This window comes from Mycobacterium kyorinense, assembly GCF_001672775.1.
Taxonomy (GTDB): domain Bacteria; phylum Actinomycetota; class Actinomycetes; order Mycobacteriales; family Mycobacteriaceae; genus Mycobacterium; species Mycobacterium kyorinense_A.
In genome coordinates this window covers 1-24,819 of the sequence record NZ_LZKJ01000050.1, presented here as the reverse complement: position 1 = coordinate 24,819, position 24,819 = coordinate 1, and the positions used below count along the sequence as shown (strand labels likewise).

General features: G+C 65.5%; 24 protein-coding genes. 13 read left to right on the top strand and 11 right to left on the bottom strand.

Going from position 1 to position 24,819, the window contains the following annotated elements; translation table 11 throughout:
- Positions 1–109 precede the first annotated feature (109 nt).
- Positions 110–586 carry an Rrf2 family transcriptional regulator gene (locus A5707_RS04925; RefSeq protein ID WP_065013399.1) on the bottom strand — a complete coding sequence of 159 codons (477 nt, stop codon included), beginning with the start codon at positions 584–586 and terminating at the stop codon, positions 110–112.
- Between the two features lie 271 nt (positions 587–857).
- On the opposite strand from A5707_RS04925, the gene A5707_RS04920 reads away from it, so the two are divergent.
- The 3 genes from A5707_RS04920 (at position 858) to A5707_RS04910 (ending at position 3,359) form a co-directional block, all read left to right on the top strand.
- Positions 858–1,499 (top strand): TetR/AcrR family transcriptional regulator, encoded by a 642-nt coding sequence (locus tag A5707_RS04920; RefSeq protein ID WP_065013398.1) that lies wholly within the window; start codon positions 858–860, stop codon positions 1,497–1,499.
- A 175-nt stretch (positions 1,500–1,674) separates the two neighbouring features.
- The gene (locus tag A5707_RS04915; protein ID WP_197495251.1) at positions 1,675–2,472 is read left to right on the top strand and encodes a creatininase family protein; all 798 of its coding nucleotides are present in this window, start codon (positions 1,675–1,677) and stop codon (positions 2,470–2,472) included.
- Positions 2,473–2,474: 2 nt separating this feature from the next.
- Positions 2,475–3,359 carry an MBL fold metallo-hydrolase gene (locus A5707_RS04910; protein WP_156657569.1) on the top strand — a complete coding sequence of 295 codons (885 nt, stop codon included), beginning with the start codon at positions 2,475–2,477 and terminating at the stop codon, positions 3,357–3,359.
- Positions 3,360–3,440: 81 nt separating this feature from the next.
- Here A5707_RS04910 and A5707_RS04905 read toward each other — a convergent pair whose 3' ends face one another.
- Positions 3,441–4,115 carry a helix-turn-helix domain-containing protein gene (locus tag A5707_RS04905; RefSeq protein WP_065013395.1) on the bottom strand — a complete coding sequence of 225 codons (675 nt, stop codon included), beginning with the start codon at positions 4,113–4,115 and terminating at the stop codon, positions 3,441–3,443.
- Positions 4,116–4,303: 188 nt separating this feature from the next.
- Between A5707_RS04905 and A5707_RS04900 the strand changes: the two genes are divergently transcribed.
- From A5707_RS04900 to A5707_RS04890, 3 genes are read left to right on the top strand one after another with little or no spacing between them, the layout of a single operon-like run.
- Complete coding sequence (locus A5707_RS04900; protein ID WP_065013394.1) at positions 4,304–4,720, top strand: cupin domain-containing protein; 417 nt, start codon at positions 4,304–4,306, stop codon at positions 4,718–4,720.
- Positions 4,721–4,753: 33 nt separating this feature from the next.
- The gene (locus A5707_RS04895) at positions 4,754–5,650 is read left to right on the top strand and encodes an NAD(P)-dependent oxidoreductase (protein ID WP_065013393.1); all 897 of its coding nucleotides are present in this window, start codon (positions 4,754–4,756) and stop codon (positions 5,648–5,650) included.
- 20 nt (positions 5,651–5,670) lie between these two features.
- A complete protein-coding gene (locus A5707_RS04890; protein WP_065013404.1) occupies positions 5,671–6,255 on the top strand; it encodes a VOC family protein in 585 nt (194 codons plus the stop codon).
- Positions 6,256–6,303: 48 nt separating this feature from the next.
- Here the strand turns inward: A5707_RS04890 and A5707_RS04885 are convergent, their stop codons facing one another.
- From A5707_RS04885 to A5707_RS04870, 4 genes are all read right to left on the bottom strand, one after another.
- A complete protein-coding gene (locus A5707_RS04885) occupies positions 6,304–7,032 on the bottom strand; it encodes a 3'(2'),5'-bisphosphate nucleotidase CysQ (RefSeq protein WP_065013392.1) in 729 nt (242 codons plus the stop codon).
- Positions 7,029–8,873 (bottom strand): adenylyl-sulfate kinase, encoded by a 1,845-nt coding sequence (cysC, locus tag A5707_RS04880; protein WP_065013391.1) that lies wholly within the window; start codon positions 8,871–8,873, stop codon positions 7,029–7,031. Before cysC ends, A5707_RS04885 begins: the two co-directional genes overlap by 4 nt.
- Complete coding sequence (gene cysD / locus A5707_RS04875; protein ID WP_065013390.1) at positions 8,873–9,829, bottom strand: sulfate adenylyltransferase subunit CysD; 957 nt, start codon at positions 9,827–9,829, stop codon at positions 8,873–8,875. The genes cysC and cysD overlap by 1 nt, the downstream gene beginning before the upstream one ends.
- A gap of 162 nt (positions 9,830–9,991) precedes the next feature.
- Entirely contained in the window at positions 9,992–10,483 is a 492-nt protein-coding gene (locus A5707_RS04870) for a beta-class carbonic anhydrase (RefSeq protein ID WP_065013403.1), read from the bottom strand.
- A gap of 192 nt (positions 10,484–10,675) precedes the next feature.
- Here A5707_RS04870 and A5707_RS04865 point away from each other — a divergent pair, with 192 nt between their 5' ends.
- The 4 genes from A5707_RS04865 to A5707_RS04850 are packed head-to-tail and all read left to right on the top strand — an operon-like array spanning position 10,676 to position 16,062.
- Positions 10,676–11,653 carry an ABC transporter permease gene (locus A5707_RS04865; protein ID WP_065013401.1) on the top strand — a complete coding sequence of 326 codons (978 nt, stop codon included), beginning with the start codon at positions 10,676–10,678 and terminating at the stop codon, positions 11,651–11,653.
- Positions 11,650–12,567: an ABC transporter permease gene (locus A5707_RS04860; RefSeq protein WP_065013389.1), complete on the top strand. Its 918-nt coding sequence runs from the start codon at positions 11,650–11,652 to the stop codon at positions 12,565–12,567. The genes A5707_RS04865 and A5707_RS04860 overlap by 4 nt, the downstream gene beginning before the upstream one ends.
- Positions 12,564–14,399, top strand: a complete 1,836-nt coding sequence (locus A5707_RS04855; protein WP_065013388.1) for a dipeptide ABC transporter ATP-binding protein — start codon at positions 12,564–12,566, stop codon at positions 14,397–14,399. The genes A5707_RS04860 and A5707_RS04855 overlap by 4 nt, the downstream gene beginning before the upstream one ends.
- A 37-nt stretch (positions 14,400–14,436) precedes the next feature.
- Entirely contained in the window at positions 14,437–16,062 is a 1,626-nt protein-coding gene (locus tag A5707_RS04850; protein WP_065013402.1) for an ABC transporter family substrate-binding protein, read from the top strand.
- 72 nt (positions 16,063–16,134) lie between these two features.
- On the opposite strand, the gene A5707_RS04845 is transcribed toward A5707_RS04850, so the two are convergent.
- The 3 genes from A5707_RS04845 to A5707_RS04835 are packed head-to-tail and all read right to left on the bottom strand — an operon-like array spanning position 16,135 to position 21,536.
- Positions 16,135–17,727 carry a GMC family oxidoreductase gene (locus A5707_RS04845; RefSeq protein WP_065013387.1) on the bottom strand — a complete coding sequence of 531 codons (1,593 nt, stop codon included), beginning with the start codon at positions 17,725–17,727 and terminating at the stop codon, positions 16,135–16,137.
- A gap of 42 nt (positions 17,728–17,769) precedes the next feature.
- Complete coding sequence (locus A5707_RS04840; RefSeq protein ID WP_065013386.1) at positions 17,770–20,388, bottom strand: AAA family ATPase; 2,619 nt, start codon at positions 20,386–20,388, stop codon at positions 17,770–17,772.
- Positions 20,385–21,536 carry a metallophosphoesterase family protein gene (locus tag A5707_RS04835; RefSeq protein WP_065013385.1) on the bottom strand — a complete coding sequence of 384 codons (1,152 nt, stop codon included), beginning with the start codon at positions 21,534–21,536 and terminating at the stop codon, positions 20,385–20,387. Before A5707_RS04835 ends, A5707_RS04840 begins: the two co-directional genes overlap by 4 nt.
- 128 nt (positions 21,537–21,664) lie before the next feature.
- Here A5707_RS04835 and A5707_RS04830 point away from each other — a divergent pair, with 128 nt between their 5' ends.
- Positions 21,665–22,171, top strand: coding sequence for a SixA phosphatase family protein (locus tag A5707_RS04830; RefSeq protein ID WP_065013384.1), 507 nt, complete (start codon positions 21,665–21,667; stop codon positions 22,169–22,171).
- Between the two features lie 161 nt (positions 22,172–22,332).
- Positions 22,333–22,683: a hypothetical protein gene (locus tag A5707_RS04825; RefSeq protein WP_065013383.1), complete on the top strand. Its 351-nt coding sequence runs from the start codon at positions 22,333–22,335 to the stop codon at positions 22,681–22,683.
- A gap of 6 nt (positions 22,684–22,689) precedes the next feature.
- On the opposite strand, the gene A5707_RS04820 is transcribed toward A5707_RS04825, so the two are convergent.
- Entirely contained in the window at positions 22,690–23,223 is a 534-nt protein-coding gene (locus A5707_RS04820; protein WP_419866389.1) for a DUF3558 domain-containing protein, read from the bottom strand.
- Between the two features lie 20 nt (positions 23,224–23,243).
- Positions 23,244–23,792, bottom strand: coding sequence for a DUF3558 domain-containing protein (locus A5707_RS04815; RefSeq protein ID WP_065013400.1), 549 nt, complete (start codon positions 23,790–23,792; stop codon positions 23,244–23,246).
- A 174-nt stretch (positions 23,793–23,966) separates the two neighbouring features.
- Here A5707_RS04815 and A5707_RS04810 point away from each other — a divergent pair.
- The coding region (locus A5707_RS04810; RefSeq protein WP_197495249.1) for an ABC transporter permease at positions 23,967–24,819 on the top strand (853 nt) is incomplete at its 3' end.

Genomic DNA, 24,819 nt, shown 5'->3' with positions numbered 1-24,819 from the left:
CTCAGAGTCAGACACCAGGTGATCCAGAACCAACCACCACGACACGGCCACCGTCACGCAGACACGCCGCACGCAGCACCCTCACGATGACACTGAGCACGCTCGCGGGTTAGCCGCGGGGGCCGTGGCGCTGGCTTTCCTGGTCGCGATAATCGTCGGCAAGCTGCGCGACGTGTTTGGGCAGGTTGCTCGACGCCACGTCGGCCACCGTCGTTTCCTCCAGCACCGAACGCATGCTGGCGCGCAGCGCCCGCCACACGTCGGTGAGCGCGGCCGTCGGGCCGGAATAGGGCAGATCGCCGAGCCCGATGTCGCGGACGCTGGCCAGCGGCCCGTCGATGCAGCGCAGCACGTCGCCGATGCTGATTTCGGTGCCGGGCCGCGCCAGTTCATAGCCGCCGTCGCGGCCGCGGTGGCTGCGGACCAGGCGATCGGTGCGCAGGTCGGACAGAATGTCGACGAGAAACTGCGAGGGTATGCCCTGCGCTTGGGCCAGCTCGTCGGTTTTGACCAGTGCGCCATCATCGACCGTCGCTAGTTGCACCATCGCTCGCACCGCGTATTCCGCTTTGGCCGACATCCGCATGCTGTGGATTCTGCCACTCCCCATACGCCGCCCGGCGATGCTGCGGACCGCAATTCAGCCGGTCACTTCCCGAGATTAAGCAACGTGACGACGTCGGCCGGTGCGGGCTGTCGAAGCGCAACGTGGCCCCAATTTTCGACGGCCACGGCGGCAGCGGAGCGTGGCCGACCAGCCAGATTGAGCCACGTCGGGTATACAGTGCAGCTAGTCGCGAGGCGAGTAGCTCAAGTACCTGGTGCCGCATTGCGGCGACCGCCGGGGAGGGCAGCGGATGGTACGAACGGCGAAGAGTGCGGCGGAGTCTGACTCGGAAACGACCAGCAGGATTCTCGATGCGGCGCGGGAGTTGTTCCTGCGAGACGGATACACAGGGGTGAACCTGGATCGGATTGCGACGTCGGCGGGGGTGGCCCGGCAGACGTTGTACAACCGATTCGGTAGCAAGGAATCGGTGTTCCGCGCGATGGTGGACCGGCACTGGTCCAGGCTGCGGGCCGGCCGTGCCGAGGATCTCATGGATGAAACCGCGCGGCCTGTGGATGCGGTGCTTAGGCGCTTCGCTGAAGCGATTCTCGAGTTTGTCGGTGAGAACGATCAGGTCGGTTTCATCCGCTTGGTGGTTGCGGAGTCTCGGAGATTGCCGTGGATCGCCGAGGAGTTCTATCGGTCCGGCAAGGAACCACTGTTGCGGGCGCTGGTGGACCAGCTTGAGCGATGGGCCGCCGACGGTCTTATCGAGTGCCGGTCGACCGAGCTGGCTGCCCACCAGTTCTTCGGGTTGCTCCAGGAGGTTGCGTTATGGCCTCACGTCATGGGCTTTGGCGAGTTGGTCTCCAAGCCTCCGCCGGCAAGCGTTGTGGTCGACGAGACCGTCGCGACGTTCATGGCGCGATATGCACCGTCTGCACGATGAACCTGGCGAGCTCCGCCGGATAAGACGGATAAGAACTCCCCCACGAGGAATAGTTCGCGGATTTCGACGAAGTTGCCAACGGTGATGATCGCGATGAGCGGCTTGTAGCCGTCGTCGCAGAGGTGTACTGTACAGTCCAGTCTAGTAAATGCGAGCAACGACGAGAGCAAGCAACATGCAGTATTCCTGGGAGAAGATGACCGTCGAGCAACTGCGGGATCGGGCGTGCCGAGGTGGACTGGTGTTGCTTCCTGTCGGTTCGATCGAGCAGCACGGCCCCCATCTGCCCAGCGGAGTCGACGCGCTGCTGGCTCTCGAGGCGGCGAACAGGGTCGCGACCCTGCTGATCGAACGGATGCCCGTGGTGGTTGCCCCACCGCTGTGGTGGGGGCTGGCGGAGCACCACATGCGCTTCGGCGGCACGCTCACGCTGAGCCTGCCGACGTATCACGCTGTGCTCCGGGATGTCTGCAGGTCAATCATGCGTGCCGGGTTCACCCGGATCGCGCTGGTGAACGGTCACGGAGGGAACATCTCGGCCCTCAACGCCATCGTCAACGAACTGACCGCGGAATTGCCCGTCACCGTCGCGGTGACGACCTACCTCACCGCTGCAGCGGATGACATCGAAGAGATCCTCGAGGGCCAGAGCGGTGTGATGCACGCGTGCGAGGGAGAGACATCGATGATGCTTGCCGCACACCCCGATCTGGTTGTCGCGGAACGCGTTCCCGACGCGCACGGCCCCGAATGCGGACTGCAGTCCGACAACGTACCCGTTTATCTCTGGCGCTCGTTCGAGGAGATCACCGAGTCCGGCGTTGCCGGGGATGCCCGGCTCGCCACCGCCGACAAGGGTGAGAAACTCTTGGCAGTCTGTGCGCAGCGGCTGGCGGACGTCCTCGGCGCGCCAGAGACGTGGCGTCGTGATGCCACCATCGACCGGGAATTTGCCGTGAGCACCCAGAGCTGATCGTGACCGGAACACCGGCACGTTGGACGGTGGGGAACGCGAAAATCGGTCGCGTCGACGAAGTCGTACTGGAAGGGCAAGGCAGCTGGCTGCTGCCCGGGGCGACCGCCGAACTTGTTGCGGGCCAGCGCTGGTTGGACCCGTCGGCTGTCGACGCCCGCGGCGAGATTCGTCTGTCGGTGCACAGTTTCGTTGTCGACATCAGTGGCACCCGGATTGTGATCGACACCGGTGTCGGCAACCACAAGGTTCGAGACAACCCGGCGTGGAACAACCTTGACACCGACTATCCTGCGAATCTGGGGAAGACGGGATTCGACCCGGATTCGGTCGACCTCGTGATCAACACGCACATTCATCGCGATCACGTCGGATGGAACACCACTCTGCGCCAAGGGGTTTGGCAACCCACCTTCCGGAATGCTCGCTACCTGACCAGTCGTTCGGAGTGGGACTATTGGGCGGCCGCGTCGTTGAACGAAGATCAGCAGCGGATGTTCGCCGATTCAGTCACCCCCGTGCGTGACGCCGGCCAATTAGATCTCGTCGATGTCGAGACGCCCGTCGAGATCGCAGAGGGGGTCGAGCTTATCCCCACGCCAGGTCACACTCCAGGGCACGTGTCGGTCCGGATCGCATCGGCCGGCCGGACCGCACTGGTCACCGGAGATTTCCTGCACCACCCCGTCCAGGTCGCTTACCCGGATCTGTGCTGTGGTGCCGACGTCGACGGGGCTGTCGCGGAACGAACACGGAAGGCAATGCTGTCGAGCCTCGTCGATACGCAAACCCTTGTGCTCGGTAGTCATTTCACCCACCCGACCGCCGGATTCGTCCGCAACGGGGTGTCCGGTCTCGTACTCACTCCGCCCGCCGAGACCTCGTAGATCAACCGCCCCGACCAACCAGAGGAAGACACTCAGTAAATAGCGCGCAACGGCGCCTCATTCAGGTTGATTCGCAGCCGGCTACGTTGCGGGGTCGTGCACGACGACGGATAAGACCCGAACGATCCGAGTTGTGGGGTTGCGGTAGTGATGGGGTGTTGCGGGGTTGAAGGCCAGCGAATCCCCTTCGGACAGCCTCAGCATGTCGAATCCGATGACCGCTTCGAGTTCACCTTTTAAGACACAAAGGTATTCACGACCGTCATGCCGGACGGCTTGGCCGCTGTCGGAGGACTGGGCGCCCGGCGCGTAGACGACTTCGAGAAAATCAACCCTGCTGTCATGCGCCGGCGTGAGGCGCTCCCAGCGAACGCCCGTGGACAGTTCGATGGTGCTGCGGCTTCCTGCCCGTTGCACTATGCCCGCGCCGTCGGGCCCGCTCGCGCGCCCCCACGGACCGGTCGCGTCGGGAGCGGTCGCAACGCTGCCACCAGACGAGAGAGCCGCTGGTTCGATCGGTTCAGCCCCAAACAACAAGTCCAGCGAGACGCCCAGCTCATTCGCCAGCGCGTAGACCACATTGGCAGACGGCGCCGTGACGCCCCGCTCCACCTGAGAGATGAGACTGGCCGAGCATCCCGCCCGACGGGCGAGTTCACGTACCGACATCCCCCGGAGTGCGCGGACCTGACGCAGCCGTCCGCCGAGGCCACCCGTTGCCGCGTGTGGCGCGCCGGCAGCCGAACTACCCGGCATGAAAACTCCCTCTGTACAAGATAGCGAACGTAATGTGCGTTCTAGCGTAACGCTAGCCAAAGCTCTCACGCCACCGACTCACGGAATGTGCCTCAGTCCCTGGAAGCTGGTCACCACCCAAGGAGTACGTTGACAAGATACTGCACATCGTGTGTAGTATTACATACATCGACGGTTGGGAGGTTGAGATGGCGGATGTTCGCTTGCTGACATTCGATGAGGTTCCGGAAGAACTCTTCACCCGGTGGGACATCACCGGCTACCAGTTGAACCGGCACTTGCTGAGCAGATCGTTGACCGGGACACCGGACGTCGTGGTCGACATATTCACATTCCCGCCCGGATTCATTCACCATATGCACCGGCACCCGCACGCCGACATGGTCATGGTCCCGCTCACCGGAACGGTGCAGTTCGTCGGCGAAGCGGATCACGCGATGCAGTTCAAAGCCGGGCAGTTGCTGGTCATTCCGCGTGGTAACTGGCATGAGTTTCGGAACGTGAGCGACGCACCCGCCCAGGTGCTGCATTTCTTCGCCGGCGTGGGCGCGGTCGAGGAGATCGGTTACGAGGCGTACCCGGGACACCTCTCCGCCGTGCGCTAGCTCAGGTGAAGCCCTTGCCGTGAAGGGAGAATCATGCATACGAACCATCACATCGGCTGGCTGGGAACGGGCCGGCTGGGTACTGCGATGGCGGCCCGCCTGCTCGCGGACGGCGTCGCATTGACCGTCTGGAATCGCACAGCGTCGAAAACCGCCCCGCTGATTGAACTGGGGGCCACCGCAGCTGAGCGGGCGAGCGATCTCGGGCGTTGCGACATTGTGTTCACTACGGTCACCTCCTCGCCGGACCTGCTCGCGGTGACATCGGGCCCAGCCGGCCTGCTTCGAGCGCAACCGACGTTGCGCATAGTGGTGGACTGTTCAACTGTGTCAGCGCAGGCAGCAGCCGCGGTCCGCGCCGAGGCCGCGAACCGTGATATCGCGTTCCTGTCCGCCCCTGTGAGCGGCAATGCGGACATGGTCGCGGAGGGACGCGCGTCGCTTATCGTTTCCGGCGCGGCGGAGGCCTTCAAGACTGTCGAACCACATCTGCGCGCGATCACGCCCAGCGTGACCTATTGCGGCACCGGCGGAGAGGCGCTGCTCACCAAGCTATGCCACAACCTGCTGCTGGGCATGGTGAGCGAAGCATTGGCCGAAGCGACAACTTTGGCCCAGAAAGGCGGCGTGGCGCCTTCGGATTTTCTGGATTTCATCGACGGCTCCGTGTTGGGGTCGACGTTCATCCGGCACAAAGGCCAAGCGATACGGGCTCGAAACTACGAGCCAACCTTCACCACCGAGAACCTGCGCAAGGATTTTGACTTGGGGCTCGCCGCCGCACGAGAACTTGAGGTTCCGATGCCGGTGGCGGCAACCACGCACCAACTCATCCAGACCGCGATCGGCCACGGATACGGCAAGTCGGACTTCGCCGCCCTCTACGAGATGGCGGCACGGGCGGCTGCGCTATCGAGAACGAACCGCTGACTTGAATGAAGGAGTCGCCGATGTCTTCCGCGCCGCCGGCAGCAGCTCTTGCCATCAACCATATCGGGGTGACTGTCCCAGACATCCATGCCGCGATCGACTGGTATGGAACGGTGTTCGGCTTTCGCTGCATCATGGGTCCGCGCGTGCTGGAAGCCACCGGGCATACGGAGGCCGCACCGGTGTTCGGCAACCGCTTCCGGCAAGCCTGGCAAGCACACCTGCTGAGCGGGAATTCGGTGGGCATTGAGCTGTTCCAGTTCATTGACCCGCCGACCCGCGGGCCGCGGCCACCGCACGAACCAGTGCCCTGGCTGGACCGCGGGCTTTGGCATCTGTGTATCGCCCACCCTGACGTTCAGGCGATGGTCAACCACATCGTCGGACACGGTGGCACGTTGCTGACACCGCCAACCCAATTCGTGCCCGGGCGCCCCTGGACGCTGGCCTACGCCGCCGACCCGTGGGGTACCGCACTCGAGTTGATGAGCCATAGCTACGCCGAAGCGTTCAGCAATTGGCCGCAGCCCGGCCAGCTGACCGCTCCAACATTGGTGCCGCGCGCGGAGCGCGAAGACGATATGCGCCCGCAAAGCCGCGGGTAACACCGGTTTTCGGCTCCTTCAGCACCGCGTGTTGTTGCGGACCACAATTCAGCCGGTCGCGGCCAACACCGCCTCGGCGTATTCGGGGCGGCATACCACCAGGTCGGGCAGCAGCGGGTCGGCCCGGTTGTACTCCAGCGGTGTCCCGTCGATCCGCGAGGTGTGCAGTCCGGCCGCGCGGGCCACCGCGACCGGCGCTGCGGAATCCCATTCGTATTGCCCGCCGGCGTGGACGTAGACATCGGCCAAACCCTGCACGACGGCGGCGACCTTGGCTCCGGCCGAACCCATGGCCACCAGGCTGCCGTCGAGGTGGTCGCGGACCTGCAGGGCAATCGCCGGCGGACGGGTGCGCGACACCACGATCCGCGGCGGACCAGAGTATGCCGGTGGGAATGCGACGGCGGGTGTGGCCAGCGTGACGCCCTGCGCGGGCAATGCGACCGCCCCCGCAACGAGTTCCCCGGCTTCCCACAGCGCTACGTGAACCGCCCAGTCGTCGCGGCCGAGCTCAGAGAACTCCCGAGTGCCATCCAACGGATCGACGATCCACACCCGGCGCGCTTGCAACCGCACCGGATTGTCGGCGCCTTCTTCGGAAAGCACCGCGTCCTCGGGCCGCTCACGTGCCAGGGCATCCATCAGAAAATCGTGGGAGCGCTTGTCCCCCGCCGCTTTTCGCTCGCCCTCGGTCGCATCGGACAGCTCGTCTCGCACGGCAAGCAGCAGCTCACCGGCCTGGCCGGCTAATTGACCGGCCAGCTCGTGATCGTTCACGCGCCGGGCCCGAGCAGGTCGATGACTTGCTGCGCCAACTCCTCGAGGCTGCGGTCCGACGTGAGCCGCAGATCCGGGTTCTTCGGCCGCTGGTAGGGACTGTCGATGCCGGTGAAATGGGTGATCAACCCGGCCCGCGCTTTGGCGTACAGACCCTTGGGATCCCGCTTCTCGCAGTCCTCTAGCGGCGTGTCGCAGAACACTTCGAGGAAGTCCAGACCGGCCTCGACGTGGACCTGTCGGGCCAGTTCGCGGTGCTCGACAAGCGGGCTGATCGCCGGCACCAACACGGTGTGGCCCGAGTCGGCGAGCAAGGCCGCCACGTGCGCCAGCCGGCGCAGATTCTCGGCGCGGTCGGCCATCGAAAAGCCCAGATCGGCGTTCAGGCCGTGCCGCAGGTTGTCACCGTCGAGAACATAAGCGGGCACGCCTTGTTCGAGCAGTTTGCGCTCGACCAGCATGGCCACCGAGGACTTGCCTGACCCCGACAGGCCGGTGAACCACACGGTGCGACCCCGCGCCATCCGGTCCTCGGCGGTCACCAGCGACTTGTGCCGCACCGTGTTCGGGCTCGCGGTGCGCGCCGAAACGTCGCGCAGCACCATGCCCGCCGCCACCGTGCCATTGGTCGCGGGGTCGATGAGGATGAACGACCCGGTGCTGGCGTTACGGCTGTATTCGTCGAGCAGCAGCGGCACCTGGGTGCGCAGCGAGATCCGGCCAAGTTCGTTGAGCTGCAACGCCGTTGCGGACTTGTCGCGGTGCAGGGTGTTGACATCGAGCCGGTAGTCCAGCTCGGTGACCCGCACTCGCGTGGTGCGGGTGGTGTGTTTGATGATGTAGTCGCGGCCGGGCTCCAGGCTCGCGGAATCGGCCATCCAACACACCGTCGCGTCGAACTCCTGGGCGACCCTGGGCTGATTGGTGGGCCGGGCGATCATGTCACCGCGGGATATGTCGATGTCGTCGGCGAGGCTCACCGAAACCGCCATCGGCGGAAACGCTTCCTCCACCGGTCCGGTCGCGCCTTCGATCGCCGTGATGCGACTGGTTTTTCCGGTCGGCAGCACCGTCACTTCGTCGCCGGGACGCATCACCCCGCTGGCCACGGTGCCGGCATAGCTGCGGTGGTCTTGATGCTCGCGGGTCTGGGGCCGGATGACGTACTGAACGGGGAACCGCACGTCGACCATGTTGCGGTCGCCGGCGATATAGACCTCCTCGAGATGCGATAGCAGCGCCGGCCCGTCGTACCAGGGTGTCTGGTCGGACTTGGTCACCACGTTGTCGCCGTGCAGCGCCGACATCGGGATGGTGGCCACGTCGTGCACGTCAAGCCGGGTGGTGAAGGCATGGAACTCGTCGCGGATCGCCTCGAAAACCTTCTGGTCCCAGCCGATCAGGTCCATCTTGTTGACCGCGAGCACAATGTGCTGGATGCCCAACAACGACGCCAGGAAGGTGTGCCGGCGGGACTGCTCCAGCAGGCCGTGGCGGGCGTCGACCAGCACGATCGCCAACTGGGCGGTGGACGCCCCGGTCACCATGTTGCGGGTGTACTGGATGTGGCCCGGGGTGTCGGCGATGATGAATTTCCGCTTGGGCGTGGCGAAGTAGCGGTAGGCCACGTCGATCGTGATGCCCTGCTCGCGCTCGGCGCGCAGACCGTCGGTGACCAACGCCAGGTCGGTGTAGTCGTGACCGCGCTCCTTGGAAGTGCGCTCCACCGAGGCCCACTGGTCTTCCATGACGGCCTTGGAGTCATACAGCAGCCGCCCGATCAGCGTGGATTTGCCGTCGTCGACGGAGCCCGCCGTGGCGATGCGGAGCAATGTCGCCATCAGAAGTACCCCTGCCGTTTGCGGTCTTCCATGCCCGACTCGGAGATGCGGTCGTCGGCCCGGGTGGCGCCGCGTTCAGTCAGCCGGGACACCGCAGTCTCGGCGATGACTTCGGCCACGGTGGAAGCGGTCGACTCCACGCAGCCGGTACAGGTGACGTCACCGACGGTGCGGAATCGCACCGTCGTTTCAAACACCTCCTCGTCGGCGCGAGGTTGCATGTGCCGGTGGACGGCCAGCAGCATCCCGTCGCGCTCGAAGACCTTGCGTCGGTGGGCGAAGTAGATCGACGGCAACATCACCTTCTCGGCCCCGATGTAGGACCAGACGTCGAATTCGGTCCAGTTCGACAACGGGAACGCTCGAATGTGCTCCCCCTTGTGGTGCCGGCCGTTGTAGAGGTTCCACAGCTCCGGGCGCTGGGCCTTCGGGTCCCACTGGCCGAACTCGTCACGGAAACTGAACACCCGTTCTTTGGCGCGAGCCTTCTCCTCGTCGCGCCGCGCGCCGCCGAACGCCGCGTCGAATTTGTTCTCCCGGATCGCACGCAGCAGGGTCACCGTCTGGATGGGGTTGCGCGACGGGATGGTCTCCACGACCCGCCCGGCATCGATGTCGTCTTGCACCGACGCCACCACCAGGCGCACGCCTGTCTGGGCGACCAGCTCGTCGCGGGTGGCGATGACCTCGTCGAAGTTGTGGCCGGTGTCCACATGCATGACCGGGAACGGCAGCCGGCCCGGACGGAACGCCTTGAGCGCCAGATGCAGCATCACGATCGAGTCTTTGCCGCCGGAAAACAACAGCACCGGTCGCTCGAACTCGGCAGCCACCTCGCGAATGATGTGGATGGCTTCGGCCTCCAGCAGCCGCAAATGGCTGAGCTCGTATTGCCCGGGAACTGGACGACGATCGTCGTGTCCGGCCGCTGGGCCGGCGGTAACGTGGCTGGTCATGGGCCCCCGCAGGATTCTGGGTAAAGTAGGCTGGATTGGCCATCTTTCTGAGCTTTAACACGTATAAAACCAGCGGTGACCGCGGCTTGTCAATCAACTGCCGCGCCCGGCGTGATGCCAGCGCACCGTCGCGGTGCGCCGAAACGTGCGACGTGTTCGCGCTTAGCCCGTGACCTCGTTGAGCTTGCCGGTGGCGACGTCGAAGACGAATCCGCGCAGCGACTCGTGCTTGGTGACGAAGGGGCTGGACTCGATGCGACGTAGCGACTGGCGAACGTCGTCGGCCGAGTCGGGGAAGGCCTCGGCGGCCCAGGACGGTTTGATACCGGTCTCGTCGGCGATAGCGCGTTTGAAGTCGTCGTCGGTGAAGGTGAGCATCCCGCAGTCGGTGTGGTGAATCAGGATGATCTCCCGGGTGCCCAACAACCGCTGGCTGATCGCCAGTGACCGGATCGCATCGTCGGTGACCACGCCGCCGGCATTGCGGATGACGTGCGCCTCGCCCTCCTGGATCCCGAGCATGCGGTAGACGTCCATGCGTGCGTCCATACACGCGACGATCGCGACGTGTTTGCTTGGCGGCATCGGGAGCGGCCCGTTGAAGGAATTTGCGTATTCGGCATTGTGAGCCAAGTAGTCGTCGGTGACCGTCACGCCAATCTCCTTGTGTCGCAGTAGCGTTTGCTGCACGCACAACCAAGCTGGTGATTTTAGCAATCGGCGTAGCGAATTTCACCCATCAAAATCAGTGCGATCTGAATCGCCGACGGTAGCTGCGGTATCCGCTATTCGCCGGGGCTCATCTTTTACCCTGTGGATCATGCAGCACAGGCGGGACGTTCGGGCATGACCCGCTTTTTGGCGCGTCGCCTGATCAATTACATCGTGCTGCTGGCGCTGGCGTCGTTCTTGTCGTTCTGCCTGACCTCGCTGGCATTTTCGCCACTGGACAACCTGCTGCAACGCAACCCGCGCCCACCGCAGGCGGTCATCGACGCCAAAGCCGCCCAGTTGGGCCTGGACAAACCCATACCCGTCCGTTATGCCCACTGGGCTTCACATGCCGTTCGAGGCGATTTCGGCGCAACGGTCAACGGTCAGCCCGTCGCTGCCGAATTGGGTCGCCGCATCGGAGTCAGCCTGCGGCTGCTGGTCATTGGCTCGGTGGTCGGAACGGCCACCGGTGTGGTGTTGGGGGCATGGGGTGCGATTCGGCAGTATCGGCTCAGTGACCGAGTCGTCACCATGGTTGCGCTGCTGGTGCTGTCGACCCCGACCTTCGTGATCGCCAACCTGCTGATCCTGGCTGCGTTGCGGGTGAACTGGGCCCTCGACCTTCGCGTGTTCGAGTACATCGGGGAGACATCACCCGGCGTCACCGGCGGAGTGTGGCATCAACTCGTCGACCGGTTACAGCACTTGATTTTGCCGACGCTGTCGCTGGCGCTGGTGTCCGCCGCCGGTTTCAGCCGCTACCAACGCAATGCGATGCTTGACGTGCTGGGCCAGGACTTCATCCGCACCGCCCGCGCCAAAGGCCTCACCCGACGCCGCGCCCTGTTCAAGCACGGCTTGCGCACCGCGTTGATCCCGATGGCCACGTTGTTCGCCTACGGGGTGGCCGGGCTGGTCACCGGCGCGGTCTTCGTCGAGAAGATCTTCGGCTGGCACGGCATGGGCGAATGGGTGATCCAGGGCGTGGCCACCCAAGACACCAACATCATCGCCGCGATCACGGTGTTCACCGGCGCGGCGGTGCTGCTGGCCGGATTGCTCTCCGATGTCATTTACGCCGCGCTCGATCCCAGGGTACGGGTGTCATGACGGACGCGACTGCGACGAGTGCGCAATCCGGTTTGGCTGCCGAGGAATTCGTTTCGCGCCGCACGCTGGTGGTGCGGCGGTTCTTGCGGAACCGCGCCGCGGTGTTTGCGCTGACGATCCTCGTGGTGTTGTTCGCCGGCTGCTATCTGCTTCCGTCGGTGCTGCCCTACTCCTATAACGACCTCGACTACACCGCGCTGCTGCAGCCGCCGGGCGTCGAGCACTGGTTGGGAACCAACGCGCTGGGCCAGGACCTGCTGGCCCAAACGTTGCGTGGCATGCAGAAGTCGATGCTGATCGGCGTCTGCGTGGCAGTCATCTCCACCGGCATCGCGGCCACGGTCGGGTCCGTCGCCGGGTACTTCGGCGGCTGGCGCGACCGCGCGCTGATGTGGATCGTGGACTTGCTGCTGGTGGTGCCGGGCTTCATCCTCATCGCGATCGTCACCCCGCGTACCAAGAACTCGGCCAATATCATCTATTTGATCCTGCTGCTGGCCGGCTTCAGCTGGATGGTCAGCGCGCGGATGGTGCGCGGTTTGACGATAAGCCTGCGCGAACGCGAATTCATCCAGGCCGCAAGGTATATGGGCGTCGCCAATCGCCGCATCATCGCGCGTCACATCGTCCCCAACGTGGCGTCCATCCTGATCATCGACGCCACCTTGAACGTCGCGGTGGCGATTTTGGCCGAAACCGGCTTGAGCTTCTTGGGATTCGGCATCCAGCCACCCGATGTTTCGCTGGGCACGTTGATTGCCGACGGCACCCAGTCGGCAATCACCTTTCCCTGGGTGTTCCTGTTTCCCGCTGGCGTGTTGGTGCTGATCCTGGTGTGCGCCAACTTGGCCGGCGACGGCCTGCGCGACGCATTCGATCCGAGCAGCCGAACCCAGCGGCGAGGGCGCCGGTGAGTCCGCTGTTGGAGGTGACCGACCTCGCCGTCAGCTTCCCGACCGACAGCGAACGGGTGAGCGCGGTGCGCGGTGTGAGCTATCACGTCGACGCCGGCGAGGTGGTCGCCATGGTCGGTGAATCGGGCTCGGGAAAGTCAGCGGCCGCGATGGCGGTGATGGGACTGCTGCCCGAGTACGCCGAGGTGAGCGGTTCGGTCCGGCTGCACGGCACCGAGCTGTTGGGCTTGGCCGATGGTGCGATGTCCCGGTTCCGCGGTAAGGCCATCGGCATGGTGTTCCAGGACCCGATGTCGGCGCTGACGCCGGTCTACACCGTCGGCGACCAGATCGCCGAAGCCATCGAAGCGCACCAGTCGGGGGTCGGCAAGAAAGCCGCCCGCCACCGCGCGGTGGAACTGCTCGAGTTGGTCGGGATCACCCAGCCCGAGCGGCGGGCCCGTGCGTTTCCACACGAGTTGTCCGGGGGCGAACGACAACGCGTAGTCATCGCGACCGCGATCGCCAACGACCCCGACCTGTTGATCTGCGACGAGCCCACCACCGCACTCGACGTCACGGTCCAGGCACAGATCCTCGAGGTGCTCAAGACGGCCCGCGACGTCACCGGCGCCGGAGTACTCATCATCACCCATGATCTGGGAGTGGTCGCCGAGTTCGCCGATCGCGCGCTGGTGATGTATGCCGGACGCGTCGTCGAGTCCGCCGCAGTCGACGACCTCTACCGCGACCGTCAAATGCCCTACACCGTGGGACTATTGGGCTCGGTGCCGCGGCTCGACGCCGCCCAGGGCACCCGGTTGGTGCCGATACCGGGCGCGCCGCCGTCGCTGGCCGGCCTCGAACCGGGATGCCCGTTCGCGCCGCGCTGTCCGCTGGCCATCGACGAATGCCGCGCGCAGGAGCCCGACCTGATCGCCGTCGCACCCGAGCACCGCGCGGCGTGCATCCGGACCGAACACGTCGTCGGGCGCAGCGCCGCCGACATCTACGGCCTTAGCACTGAATCTGCCACCAGCGAACCCGACGACACCGAAGTCGTCGTTCGGGTCCAAGATCTCGCCAAAACGTTCCGGCTGACCAAAGGTGTGCTGCTGCGCCGCAAGATCGGCGAAGTCCGCGCCGTCGACGGCGTCAGCTTCGAATTGCAGCAAGGCCGCACACTGGGCATCGTCGGCGAATCGGGATCGGGCAAGTCGACGACCCTGCACCAGATCCTGGCACTGGCCGTGCCGCAATTCGGATCGATCGAAGTGCTCGGCACCGACGTCGCGACGCTGAACGCAGGTCGTCGCCGCGCCCTGCGGCGCAACCTGCAAGTCGTCTTCCAAGATCCGGTGGCATCGCTGGATCCGCGGCTGCCGGTTTTCGACGTGCTGGCAGAACCGTTGTACGCCAACGGCTTCAGCAAAAGCGCGACCAACAGCAGGGTGGCCGAACTCCTCGACCTCGTCGGCCTGCGACGAGCCGACGCCAGCCGCTACCCGGCCGAGTTCTCCGGAGGACAAAAACAGCGCATCGGCATCGCCCGAGCACTCGCACTGCAGCCCAAGATTCTCGCGCTCGACGAGCCGGTGTCCGCACTGGACGTCTCCATCCAGGCTGGCATCATCAATCTGCTCCTTGACCTCCAACAGCGTTTCGGGCTGTCCTATCTATTTGTGTCACATGACCTTTCAGTCGTGAAACACCTCGCACACCAGGTAGCGGTGATGTACCGGGGGTCGATCGTCGAACAAGGAGACAGCGACGAGATATTCAGCCGGCCCCGACACGACTACACACGGCGGCTGCTGGCTGCGGTGCCCCAACCGGACCCGACCCGTGGCTAGCCTCAGGCGGGTCACCGCGGCGATTCTCGCCGCCGCGATGCTCGTTACCGGATGCTCGGCGGGCACCATTGAGATTCCGGGGGCCGGCGGCACCGCCAAGGTAGGCACCACCAGCGACATCAACCCGCAGGATCCCGCGACGCTGCGCGAAGGCGGCAGCCTGCGGCTGGCGCTGAGCGAATTCCCGCCCAACTTCAATACCTTGAACATCGACGGTAATACCGGCGACGTCGGTTCCATCATGAAACCGACCCTGCCGCGGGCGTTCAACATCGGCCCCGACGGCTCGGCGACGGTCAACACCGACTACTTCACCAGCGTTGAGTTGACCGGAACCAATCCGCAGGTCGTCACCTACACGATCAACCCGAAAGCGACATGGTCCGACGGCACGCCGGTCACCTGGGAAGACATCGCCGCACAGATCCATGCCACCAGCGGCGTCGACAAGGCGTTCGCCATCGCCGGACCGAACGGCAGCGACCGGGTCGCGTCGGTGACCCGTGGCGTCAACGACCGGCAGGCGGTCATGACCTTCGCGAAGCCCTACGCGGAGTGGCGCGGCATGTTCGCCGGCAATTCGATGTTGCTGCCGAAGAGCATGACTGCCGACCCCGAGGTGTTCAACAGCGGCCAGCTGACGCGGCCGGGTCCGTCGGCCGGTCCGTTCATCGTGTCCTCGTTGGACCGCAGCGCTCAACGGGTCGTGTTGACGCGGAATCCCAAGTGGTGGGGCAAGACCCCGCTGCTGGACAACATCACCTTCATGGTGCTCGACGACGCCGCGCGGCTGCCGGCGCTGCAGAACAACACCATCGACGCCACCGGAGTGGGCTCGTTGGACCAACTGACGGTCGCGCGGCGCACCGATGGCATCTCGATCCGGCGGGCTTCGGCCCCGATGTGGAATCACTTCACCATCAACGGGGCTGAAGGCTCGATACTGGCCGACAAGGCGTTGCGCCGGGCCGTCGCCAAAGGGATTGACCGGCAGATGATTGCGAACGTGACGCAGCGCGGGCTCGCCAACGACCCAGCACCGCTGAACAATCACGTCTACGTCGCCGGGCAGGAGGGCTACCAGGACAACAGCGCCGTCGTCGCCTACGACCCGGAGCAGGCCAAGCGTGAACTCGACGATCTGGGCTGGAAGCTCAACGGCAAGTTCCGGGAAAAAAATGGGCGCCAACTGGTCATCCGCGACGTGCTCTACGATGCGCAGAGCAACCGGCAGTTCGCCCAGATCACCCAGCACAACCTGGCGCAGATCGGCGTCAAACTCCAACTCGACGTCAAAGCCGGCGGTGGGTTCTTCACCCGCTACGTCAACGTCGGCGACTTCGACATCACCCAGTTCAGCTGGATCGGTGACGCGTTTCCGTTGGCCGGGCTCACCCAGATCTACGCCTCACACGGCGAGGGCAACTACGGCAAGATCGGCAGCCCGCAGATCGACGCCAAAATCGAACAGACACTGGCAGAACTCGATCCTGCGAAAGCGCGCGCGTTGGCCAACGACGTCGACACATTGCTCTGGGACGAGGTGTTCAGCTTGCCGCTGACGCAGTCTCCCGGTGACATCGCGGTGCGCAGCTCGCTGGCCAATTTCGGTGCGCCCGGGCTGGCCGACTTGGATTACACCGCAATCGGTTTCACACGCTGACATCCTGTGCCGCGAAAGTGCAACTAGCGACGCGTTTCTCGAGTAGACCCGTCGGCAGTTGCACTCTCGCGGTTATGAGGAGATCAGATCCGCCGCCTTCTCCCCGATCAGGATCGACGGCGCGTGGGTGTGCCCGCGGATGATGCTCGGCATCACCGACGCGTCGGCAACCCGGAGCGCATCGACGCCGCGGACCCGCAATTGCGGGTCTACCACGCTGGCGCCGTCGCTGCCCATTCGGCAGGTGCCGACCGGGTGATAGAGGGTGTGCGAACAGGTGTTGAGCGCGTCCTCGAGGGTGGCCTCGTTGAGTTCGGTGGCATTGCGCGGTCGGGCGATCGGACCGAGGAGCCCCTTCAGCGCCGGGGCTTCGGCGATCTGCACGCAGATGCGCAGGCCGGCCATCATCGCGGCGCGGTCCACGCCGCCGGGGTCGGACAGGTAGCGCGGTTCGATGGTCGGCTTGGCGTGCGGATCGGCCGACCGTAACAGGATCTGTCCGCGGCTTTCGGGTCTGACCAGGATCGGTCCGAACACGACACCGTGCCCAGGCGGCGCGGCTAACAGCCCCTCGTCGTAAAACGGCGCGGGGGCGAAGATCAACTCGAGGTCAGGCAGGTCCAACTCGGGCCGGCTGCGGACAAAGCCATAGGCCTCACCGACATTGGAGGTGAGCATGCCTCGGTGCCGCAACAGGTAGTTGATCAGCTGTTTGGGCTTCTCGGCGGCAAACAAGCTGTCCTCGGCCACCTCGAATCCCAGCGGCGTGACCAGGTGGTCGCGCAGGTTCTGCCCGACTTCGGGCGCATCGCACACGGTGTCGATGCCGTGGTCGTCGAGGTGGTCGCGGGGGCCGATGCCGGAGAGCATCAGCAACTGCGGGCTGTTGATGGCGCCGCCGCAGAGCACCACCTCCCGGCGTGCGTGGGCGACGCGTCGTTGCCCATCCTGTTCGAATTCGACACCGACGGCCCGCCCACCGTCGATGACGACACGGGTCGCGGTGGCCTCGGTGAGCACCTGCAGGTTCTTGCGGCGCATCGCCGGTTTGAGATAGGCGTCGACGATGCTGCACCGACTGCCCTTACGCTGGGTGACCACGGTTTGGCAGAAGCCCTCCGGCTCAGCGGAATTCGGGCGCGCAGCACCGAATCCGCATTCACGCGCCGCTGCCAGCCACGCCGCCGTCAACGGACGGGAACTGCGTTGTGGCGACACATGCAGCGGACCGGTCACGCCGCTGTCGTCACCGCTGACGAACGGCCACGCCGCGGTGACGTTCTCGATGCGACGGAAGTAGCCCAGCGCCTCGGCGTAGCCCCATTCCGGTCCGGCGTGGTCGGCCCACTCGTCGTAGTCGGCCCGGAATCCGCGTACCCACATCATCGCGTTCATCGACGACGAGCCGCCAAGCACTTTGCCTCGCGGCCAATAGATTTCGCGACCGTTCAGCTCTTTCTGCGGTTCGGTCAGGTAATCCCAGTCCACCTCGCTGCGGTACAGCTTGGAAAACGCCGCCGGGATACGGATGAATCTGTTCTTGTCCGGCGGTCCGGCTTCCAACGCGAGCACCGTTGTCGCGGGATCGGCGCTGAGCCGGTTGGCGATCACTGAGCCGGCCGAACCGGTTCCGACGATCACGTAGTCGCAGTCGACGTCGTCCATGCGCACCCCTCTTTTTCGGGGAGTTTAGGGCCACCGCGAGCGTTAGGCGCTCAATTCGATACGGTGGGCGCCCTTGACGCCGTCGTAGCGGTCGGGAGTGCAGGTCAGCACAATCACCTGTCCGTCTGCTCCCAGGGTGTCGAAGACCTCGCCCATCTTGGCCAGCCGCGCCGGGTCGGTGAACCCGAGCGCGTCGTCGATGAGCACCGGGACGGTGTCCTCCTTGGCCACCAGCGCCGCGCCGGCCAATCGCGCCAGGATTCCGAGTTGCTCTTTGGCCCCGCCCGACAGCGACTCGTAGGGCACCGTGCACCCGTCGAGGGTGCGGCTGCGGATGCACAACGCGCTGTCGACATCGACCTCGAAACTCGGGCCGAACACCGGTCGCCCGAGCCGCTCCAGCTCGGCGCGAAACGGCTCGACGTAGCGCAGTCGGGTGGTGTCGCGGTGGCGCGCCATTACCGACCGCAACAACTGTGCGGCACGGGCTCGCCGGCCCACCCGGGTGTACTCGTTGTGCGTGTGTTCGCGCTGGATCTCGGCGGCATCGAGCTTGCCCTGACGCCCCTCGGTGCCGAACACCGTGAGTTCGACCGCGATCTCGCGTAGCGCGCGGTCGGCCTCGTCAAGGCGGGTCTGCAGTGCTTCAGCCGCCTCGGTGGCTTCGGCCAACTCGGCGGCCACCGCGTCGGGCGAGGCAGCCGTTAGCTGCTCGGAGAGCTCGGCGACCCGTTGCTGCGTTGCTTGCGTCGCGCGCTGGTCGGCAGCCGCGGTAGCCGCCAGATCGTGGTCGGCGCAGGATGCCCGTTGCTGGGCCAGCCGGTCGGCGACGGCAGTCAGCTCCGCGTGCTGGGAGGCCAGCTTGTCACGCAGAACCGTTGCCTGCGTGGCGATCTCGGTGAGCTTTTGGCGCGCCGCGGCCGCGACCCGGCGATGGGTTTCGCAATCTCTCGCGGCTTGCCCGCTCGCCGCGTCGGCCGCCTCGAGTTCGGCGCGGGCCGCAGCGCTATCCATCGCAGCGCCAGCAGGATCGGGTTGATCGGCCCGCAGCTGGGCCAGCTGCGAGCGCAGCTGCTCGGGCTGCTCCTCGCCGCACAGCCCGGTCAGAGTGGCGGCGAGCCGGTCACGGTTGTGCTGCAGCTCGCGGCGACGCTGCTCGGTGTTTCGCGCGGCGGCCACGTCGGTGACCCGACCGGCGGCCAGTGCGGCGGCCAATTCTTCTTGTGCCGCAGCGTAGGTGGCCTGGACCTCGGCTGCGGTAACCGCCGGGCGGAACCGCAGTGTCACGACGCCGGGCAGCTCGACCTCGGTTGCGGCGCTGGCTGTCAGCGACCAACGCTGTCCGGCGATCAGCGACACCCGTTGCTCGTCGACGGACAGGTCGACGTCGGTGGCCGCAGTGAATTCCACCGTCGTCGAAACCAGCGCGAGTTGCCCGTCGGCCCGATCGACGGCGGCGACGGCCTGCTCGATGCGCTGCAGCGCCTCGTCGGTCAGCGCTATCGCGGCAAACTCGCGACAGATCTGATCGTGTTCGCGCTGGGCGGTGTCGATCTTGTCCAGCCGGGCCGCCAACCGCTCAGCTTCGTCGCGGCGGGACAGCTCGTCGACAATGCGCCGAGCAGAGCCGGCCCGCTGCTGGGCAGCTGCCAGCACCTGTTCGGACTGCGCGACAGCGCAGTCAGCGGCCGCCACGACCTCTGCAGCCGTCGACTCCGCCTCGGCAGCCTCGCGCGCCTCGGCCTCCAGCGCAGCGATTGTCGCGGTACGCGTGTCGATTTCGTTGCCCAACCGCACCCGTTCGCTGTGCGCGGCTGTCGACGCGGTGCTGGTGGCGGCCGCGGCCGCAGCGACCAGCTCGGCTTCCCGTAACTGTTCGGCAAGCCGGCCGATGTGGTCTGCCGCGGCTTGAGCCGCGGTGTGCCGCTCGCCCGCGGCCTGCTGCTGCTGCGAGCAGTCGGCCAACTCCGCGGTCAGGGCGGCATGCCGATGTAGGCGGTCGTCGATCTCGGCGACCGCGGCGGCGCACTGCTCCACTTCGGCCTCGGCATCGCGCAGCGCCGACGTCGCCGCCGCCCACTCCCCTGTCGGCCGTCCGGTCGCGGTGAAGTAGCGGGCGTACTCGGTGTCGATCCGTTCTACGAGCGCCGGCTCGCTGCCCGACAGCGTGACCGCGTCACCGGCGGCAAGGTCGAGCGCCCGCGACAACGCGTCGCAGCCGGACAGATCGACCGCCGCGGTCGAGGCTGCCTGCAGCACTCGCTGGGCCTGCCACAACTCGGTGTCGACCGTCTCGGCCAGCATGGCCCGCACCCGTTCGTGCGCCTCGTCGCCGGTCAGTTGTTCGCGGCGGGGCGTCAGCACCGTCAACTGCGTCTCGGGCCGTTTATGAAAACGCTTGTGGTAGACGAAACGATAAGGGCCAGTGCTGATCTCAGCGGTGATCTCCGAGCCGACGTCGGCGTGGGTCGGTTTGACCTGCTTGACGTCTTTCTTTGTCGAGCGGTCCTTGGATTCCAGCAGCAGATCCAGCGCCTCGATCATCGACGACTTGCCGACCTCGTTGGCGCCGCACACCACGACCACGCCGTGGTCGGGAAAGTCGATCTCGCGGTGGCCGATGCCGCGGTAATTGGTCAGGACCAGCCGGTGCAGCTTCATGCCGCACCTCGGTCGGCGAGCCGCAGCAGTAGCGCCAGCGCCGCCTGGGCATCCTCGGCGGCTTCGGCGTCGTCCGCGCGTGCCGTCGCAACCAATTCCTCGACGGCGGCGGCGGCGAATCCCCCGATCCCGAGGTCGTCGAACTCGCCGTCGCCGGGGATCACCGCCACATCGGTGTGCCGATCCCAACAACCCAGCCAGGCGAACAACCGCGAATATCGGTCCAAGCACGCGTCCAAGGCAGCGCGGTCGGTGACCGTCAACGACCCTTCCAAGGCCAGTCGGATCACCGTGCGGTCCTTGTCGCTGATCTGGTCGAGGTTGAGATCCAAATCGGCGATATCGCGGTTGTTGTCGAGTTGATGGCGCAGGGTGAGAAACCGCCACCGGCCAACCGCGCGGGCCTCGACGGTGACCGGGCGCTGCTCATCCGCTTCGTCGATGTCGACGACCAATACGTGTCCTGGCCGCGGCTCGATATCGTCGAAGTTGGTGACTTCCGGGGACCCGGAATACCAGACCCGGCCGCTGTCACCGACGTCGGTGACCGAATGCTTGTCGCCCAACGCGACGTAGTGGATGGCGCCGCGGGCCAGCGCGTCGTCGACCCCGGCGAGCCGAATCAACGACGGCTTGCCGGGATCCGGGTCGAGCACATCGATGCCGCCGTGCGCGACGAGCACCCGGGTGACGCCGTCGGCCGGCAGGCCTTCGAGCACCTCGCCGGTCAAGTCGGTGGTAGGTGCTTTCGACCGCCAGGGCGCGGCCACGATCTGCAGACCCGGGCGCAGCTCATGGATCCCGGCCCGGTCAATCACCACCACGTTGTCTGGGCATTCCGCGGTGAACAACGCGCTGGTGTACACCGACGCCGCGTCCAGCGGATCATGGTTGCCCGGCAACAGGTAGACCGGAATGCCGATGGCGCGCATGGCTTCCAGGGACTGGCTGACCACCTGCGGGGCGAGCTGGTTGTGTTCGAAAACGTCGCCGGCGACCACGACGAATTCGGCGTTGACCTCGGCAGCCAACGCGCCGAGCCCCACCACCGCGTCGCGGCGCGCGGCCGAATATCGGGGCTGGGCTTCGCCGGCGAGGAAGTGACGGGTCATGCCGAGCTGCCAGTCGGCGGTGTGTAAGAACCGCATGTCGATCCGTCCCCTCCTGCCCGTCGTGATCCAGGCATCGCGAGTGTAGGACCGGGCCCCGACAAGTCCGGGGAGGCCGATCGGCAGGTCTGAGTTGAGTAGCGGTGGGGTGCCTTACCGTTGGTCGAATGACTGGTCGACACCGGATGCTGGTGCTGCTTCGGCACGCGAAATCCGCATATCCCGATGAGGTAGCCGACCACGATCGGCCGCTGGCGCCGCGCGGCGAAAGGGAAGCGGCCTTGGCCGGTGAGTGGCTGCGTGCCCAACTGCCCGCCGTCGACGCCGTGCTGTGCTCGACCGCAACCCGCGCCCGACAGACGCTGGCGCGAACGGCCGTCGATGCGCCGGTGCGTTACGTCGAGCGGCTCTACGGCGCCAGCCCCGGCACGGTGATCGACGAAATCAACGGGATCGACGACGAAATCGGCACGCTGCTGATCGTCGGGCACGAGCCGACGATGTCCGCGGTGGCGATCATCTTGTCCGGCGCCGAGGGCACCAGTGCGGCTGCCGTCGATGCGGTCGCAGCGAAGTTCCCGACGTCAGGCATCGCGGCGCTGCAGGTTGGCGGCTCGTGGAAGGACCTCACCCCTGGCGGCGCCGCGCTGATCGAGTTTCATGTGCCGCGTTGAGTTCTTGCCGTCGCAGCGCTATCACGCCCGTCGGATGAATGAGAAGAACATTAACGAATACGGACGTCGCTCAGGTTTATCTCAGCTAGCCTCGTACAAGCCGAATACCGGCCTGAGAGCGCCCGTAATGCTGAGCACCGACAGCCGCAGAAGACATGGTTATGAAGTCAGCCGTTCGCCACAAAGCCGTAGCCAGCGTGCTGCTCATCGGTGCCGGCATCATCATCGCGAATCCGGTACGGCCGTCGCTACCCGAAGTGCAGACTCCTGCCACCGAGCTCACCACCAACGAATCGGTGTTTTTCAATCCCCCCGGTATCAGTGCCGACCACGAAGTTCTGGCTCCGGGGAGCTGGGCTCTGGGCGGATCGGGCGCGGGCGGCGATGTCGGCCAACTGCCGATGCTCGACGACTTCGATCCCTTGCCGCTGCCGATCAACGTGTTCGGCGACCCGCCGGAGTCTCCGCCGATGATTGCCGGCGACGAGCCGACCGACTCTGACGACGAGTAACCACCGTCAGGAGTTCGTCGACAGCGTCAGCTCCATGAGCTTGATCGCCTGCGCGCACGCGTCGATACCCGGCGCCTGCGGGTTGACCCACCACCCGACGACGCCGGCGGCGTCGCTGGCCACACCGCACGAGCCGTTCGGGTCGTTGGGCCGCATCACGATCGATGGCACACCGTTGATGGACCGGGTCTCGATCTGGTACTTCAATCCCTCGGCGACCTTGCGCTCGTTGTCGAGACTGCCCTGCTCGAACCAGAACCGGGTGATGTCGATCAGGCCGGCCGGGTTGGCCGCCTGCCAACGACAGATCGCGCCGACAAAGGTGCTCTGAATATCGAGCGGGTCGGCGCCGACGGTCTTGGCGAGGATGTCGGTCGTCAGCACCTCACATTCCTTGAGCAGATTCGGGTACTGCTGTTCGGAATTGTTGTTGCGCTGGACGTCGCCCGAGCCCGCTTTGACAGCGGTACCGCCCACCGACCGGGTGCAGCCGGTCAGCACGGCCAGCGTCGCAAGCACAACAGCCGCACTGACGAGCAGATTGTGGCGCACCGACCGACTCATTTCGAGTTCGCAATCGATTGTCGCGTCAGCTCTTTGGCGACGTTGCACGGGTCGGGAAACGGCTTCTGGTTGAAGCTGACCGACCATTCGATGAAGTCGTCCTGGAACTGGATGCCGATCTCGCACAAAGAGTCACCCAACGTCGGTTCGCTGCCGATAGCGATGAAACCGCCATGGCCATTGATGTTGATGTCTTCGACGCTCGACCGCGACAACTCCTCGGTCTTGCGTTCGCGTCCGATCGGGCTGCCGCGATACCAGGAGAAGGAGAAATGTGGGCCGAGGATTCCGCCGCCCGCCAGCCACTGGCAGCCCACCGAGTTCTGGGCGGTATTGATCAGCCCGCTCATCTGGGTCAGCTGGCCAACGGTCTCGTCGCTGACGCCACCGCATTGCGGGAAGAACGGACCATGATGGCCTTCCGAGGACGCCGGCCGCGAACTGTCGCTCGGCTGCGGCTGGTCGGAGTTGGAATCGGAACATGCGGCCACCGTCGGGATCAAAGTCGCTACCGCGAGGGTCAGCGCCGCCACGTTGCGCCGCACCACTACGCGCACCTTCTGCTGATCACACGATGCACTGTAGCGGCAGCGCCGGTGGTCAACCACCGACACGCGCGCTGACCAGGACTTTGTTCTCCCTCCGCGGGTGTCTACGATGCACCGACCCAACCGGCAGGCGTCACGACTCGACGCCAGCCGGTGTGGGACAGTTACCAAATGCTTCTGGCACTGCTGCGCCAGTACGTCCGGCCGTACCGATGGCTGGTCGCGGCGGTGATGACGCTGCAACTGATCAGCACGTTGGCGTCGCTGTACTTGCCGACGTTGAACGCGTCGATCATCGACGACGGCGTCACCAAGGGCGACACCGGCGTCATCATCCGGTTGGGCGCGGTGATGCTGGCCGTCACCGGACTGCAGGCGGTGTGCGCGGTCGGCGCGGTCTACTTCGGTTCCCGCACCGGGATGGGGTTCGGCCGGGATTTGCGCTCGGCGATGTTCCATCACGTCACCACGTTCTCTGACCACGAGACGGCGCGCTTCGGTGCGCCGTCGCTGCTGACCCGGACCACCAACGACGTCCGCCAGATCCAGTTTCTGGTGCAGATGAGTTGCACGGTGCTGGTCACCGCGCCGATCATGTGTGTCGGCGGCATCTTCATGGCCATCCACCAAGACGCCGGGCTGTCCTGGCTGCTGCTGGTCAGCGTCCCGGTGCTGACGGTGTCGAACTATTGGATCGTCTCGCACATGCTGCCGATCTTCCGCAGCATGCAGCGACTGCTCGACAACATCAACCGGGTGATGCGCGAGCAGCTTTCCGGCGTACGGGTGGTGCGGGCATTCGCGCGGGAGGCCTTCGAACGTCAACGATTTGACGAGGCCAACCTCGCCTTGTCGAACACTGCGCTGGCCGCCGGAAACTGGCAGGCGCTGATGTTGCCGCTCACGACGCTGACCATCAATTGCTCCAGCGTCGCGCTGATCTGGTTCGGCGGCCTGCGCATCGACCACGGCCAGATGCAGGTCGGCTCGCTGATCGCTTTTCTGGCGTACTTCACCCAGATCC

What these genes read in the sequence shown, in the direction of transcription:
- A5707_RS04845 (WP_065013387.1), bottom strand. Translation starts at nt 17,727, where the DNA reads ATGGACGACGTCGACTGCGACTACGTGATCGTCGGAACCGGTTCGGCC.
- A5707_RS04900 (WP_065013394.1), top strand. Translation starts at nt 4,304, where the DNA reads ATGGCGGATGTTCGCTTGCTGACATTCGATGAGGTTCCGGAAGAACTC.
- A5707_RS04890 (WP_065013404.1), top strand. Translation starts at nt 5,671, where the DNA reads ATGTCTTCCGCGCCGCCGGCAGCAGCTCTTGCCATCAACCATATCGGG.
- A5707_RS04835 (WP_065013385.1), bottom strand. Translation starts at nt 21,536, where the DNA reads ATGCGGTTCTTACACACCGCCGACTGGCAGCTCGGCATGACCCGTCAC.
- A5707_RS04895 (WP_065013393.1), top strand. Translation starts at nt 4,754, where the DNA reads ATGCATACGAACCATCACATCGGCTGGCTGGGAACGGGCCGGCTGGGT.
- A5707_RS04825 (WP_065013383.1), top strand. Translation starts at nt 22,333, where the DNA reads ATGAAGTCAGCCGTTCGCCACAAAGCCGTAGCCAGCGTGCTGCTCATC.
- A5707_RS04915 (WP_197495251.1), top strand. Translation starts at nt 1,675, where the DNA reads ATGCAGTATTCCTGGGAGAAGATGACCGTCGAGCAACTGCGGGATCGG.
- cysC (WP_065013391.1), bottom strand. Translation starts at nt 8,873, where the DNA reads ATGGCGACATTGCTCCGCATCGCCACGGCGGGCTCCGTCGACGACGGC.
- A5707_RS04920 (WP_065013398.1), top strand. Translation starts at nt 858, where the DNA reads ATGGTACGAACGGCGAAGAGTGCGGCGGAGTCTGACTCGGAAACGACC.
- A5707_RS04850 (WP_065013402.1), top strand. Translation starts at nt 14,437, where the DNA reads ATGCTCGTTACCGGATGCTCGGCGGGCACCATTGAGATTCCGGGGGCC.
- A5707_RS04925 (WP_065013399.1), bottom strand. Translation starts at nt 586, where the DNA reads ATGCGGATGTCGGCCAAAGCGGAATACGCGGTGCGAGCGATGGTGCAA.
- A5707_RS04860 (WP_065013389.1), top strand. Translation starts at nt 11,650, where the DNA reads ATGACGGACGCGACTGCGACGAGTGCGCAATCCGGTTTGGCTGCCGAG.
- A5707_RS04905 (WP_065013395.1), bottom strand. Translation starts at nt 4,115, where the DNA reads ATGCCGGGTAGTTCGGCTGCCGGCGCGCCACACGCGGCAACGGGTGGC.
- cysD (WP_065013390.1), bottom strand. Translation starts at nt 9,829, where the DNA reads ATGACCAGCCACGTTACCGCCGGCCCAGCGGCCGGACACGACGATCGT.
- A5707_RS04840 (WP_065013386.1), bottom strand. Translation starts at nt 20,388, where the DNA reads ATGAAGCTGCACCGGCTGGTCCTGACCAATTACCGCGGCATCGGCCAC.
- A5707_RS04830 (WP_065013384.1), top strand. Translation starts at nt 21,665, where the DNA reads ATGACTGGTCGACACCGGATGCTGGTGCTGCTTCGGCACGCGAAATCC.
- A5707_RS04865 (WP_065013401.1), top strand. Translation starts at nt 10,676, where the DNA reads ATGACCCGCTTTTTGGCGCGTCGCCTGATCAATTACATCGTGCTGCTG.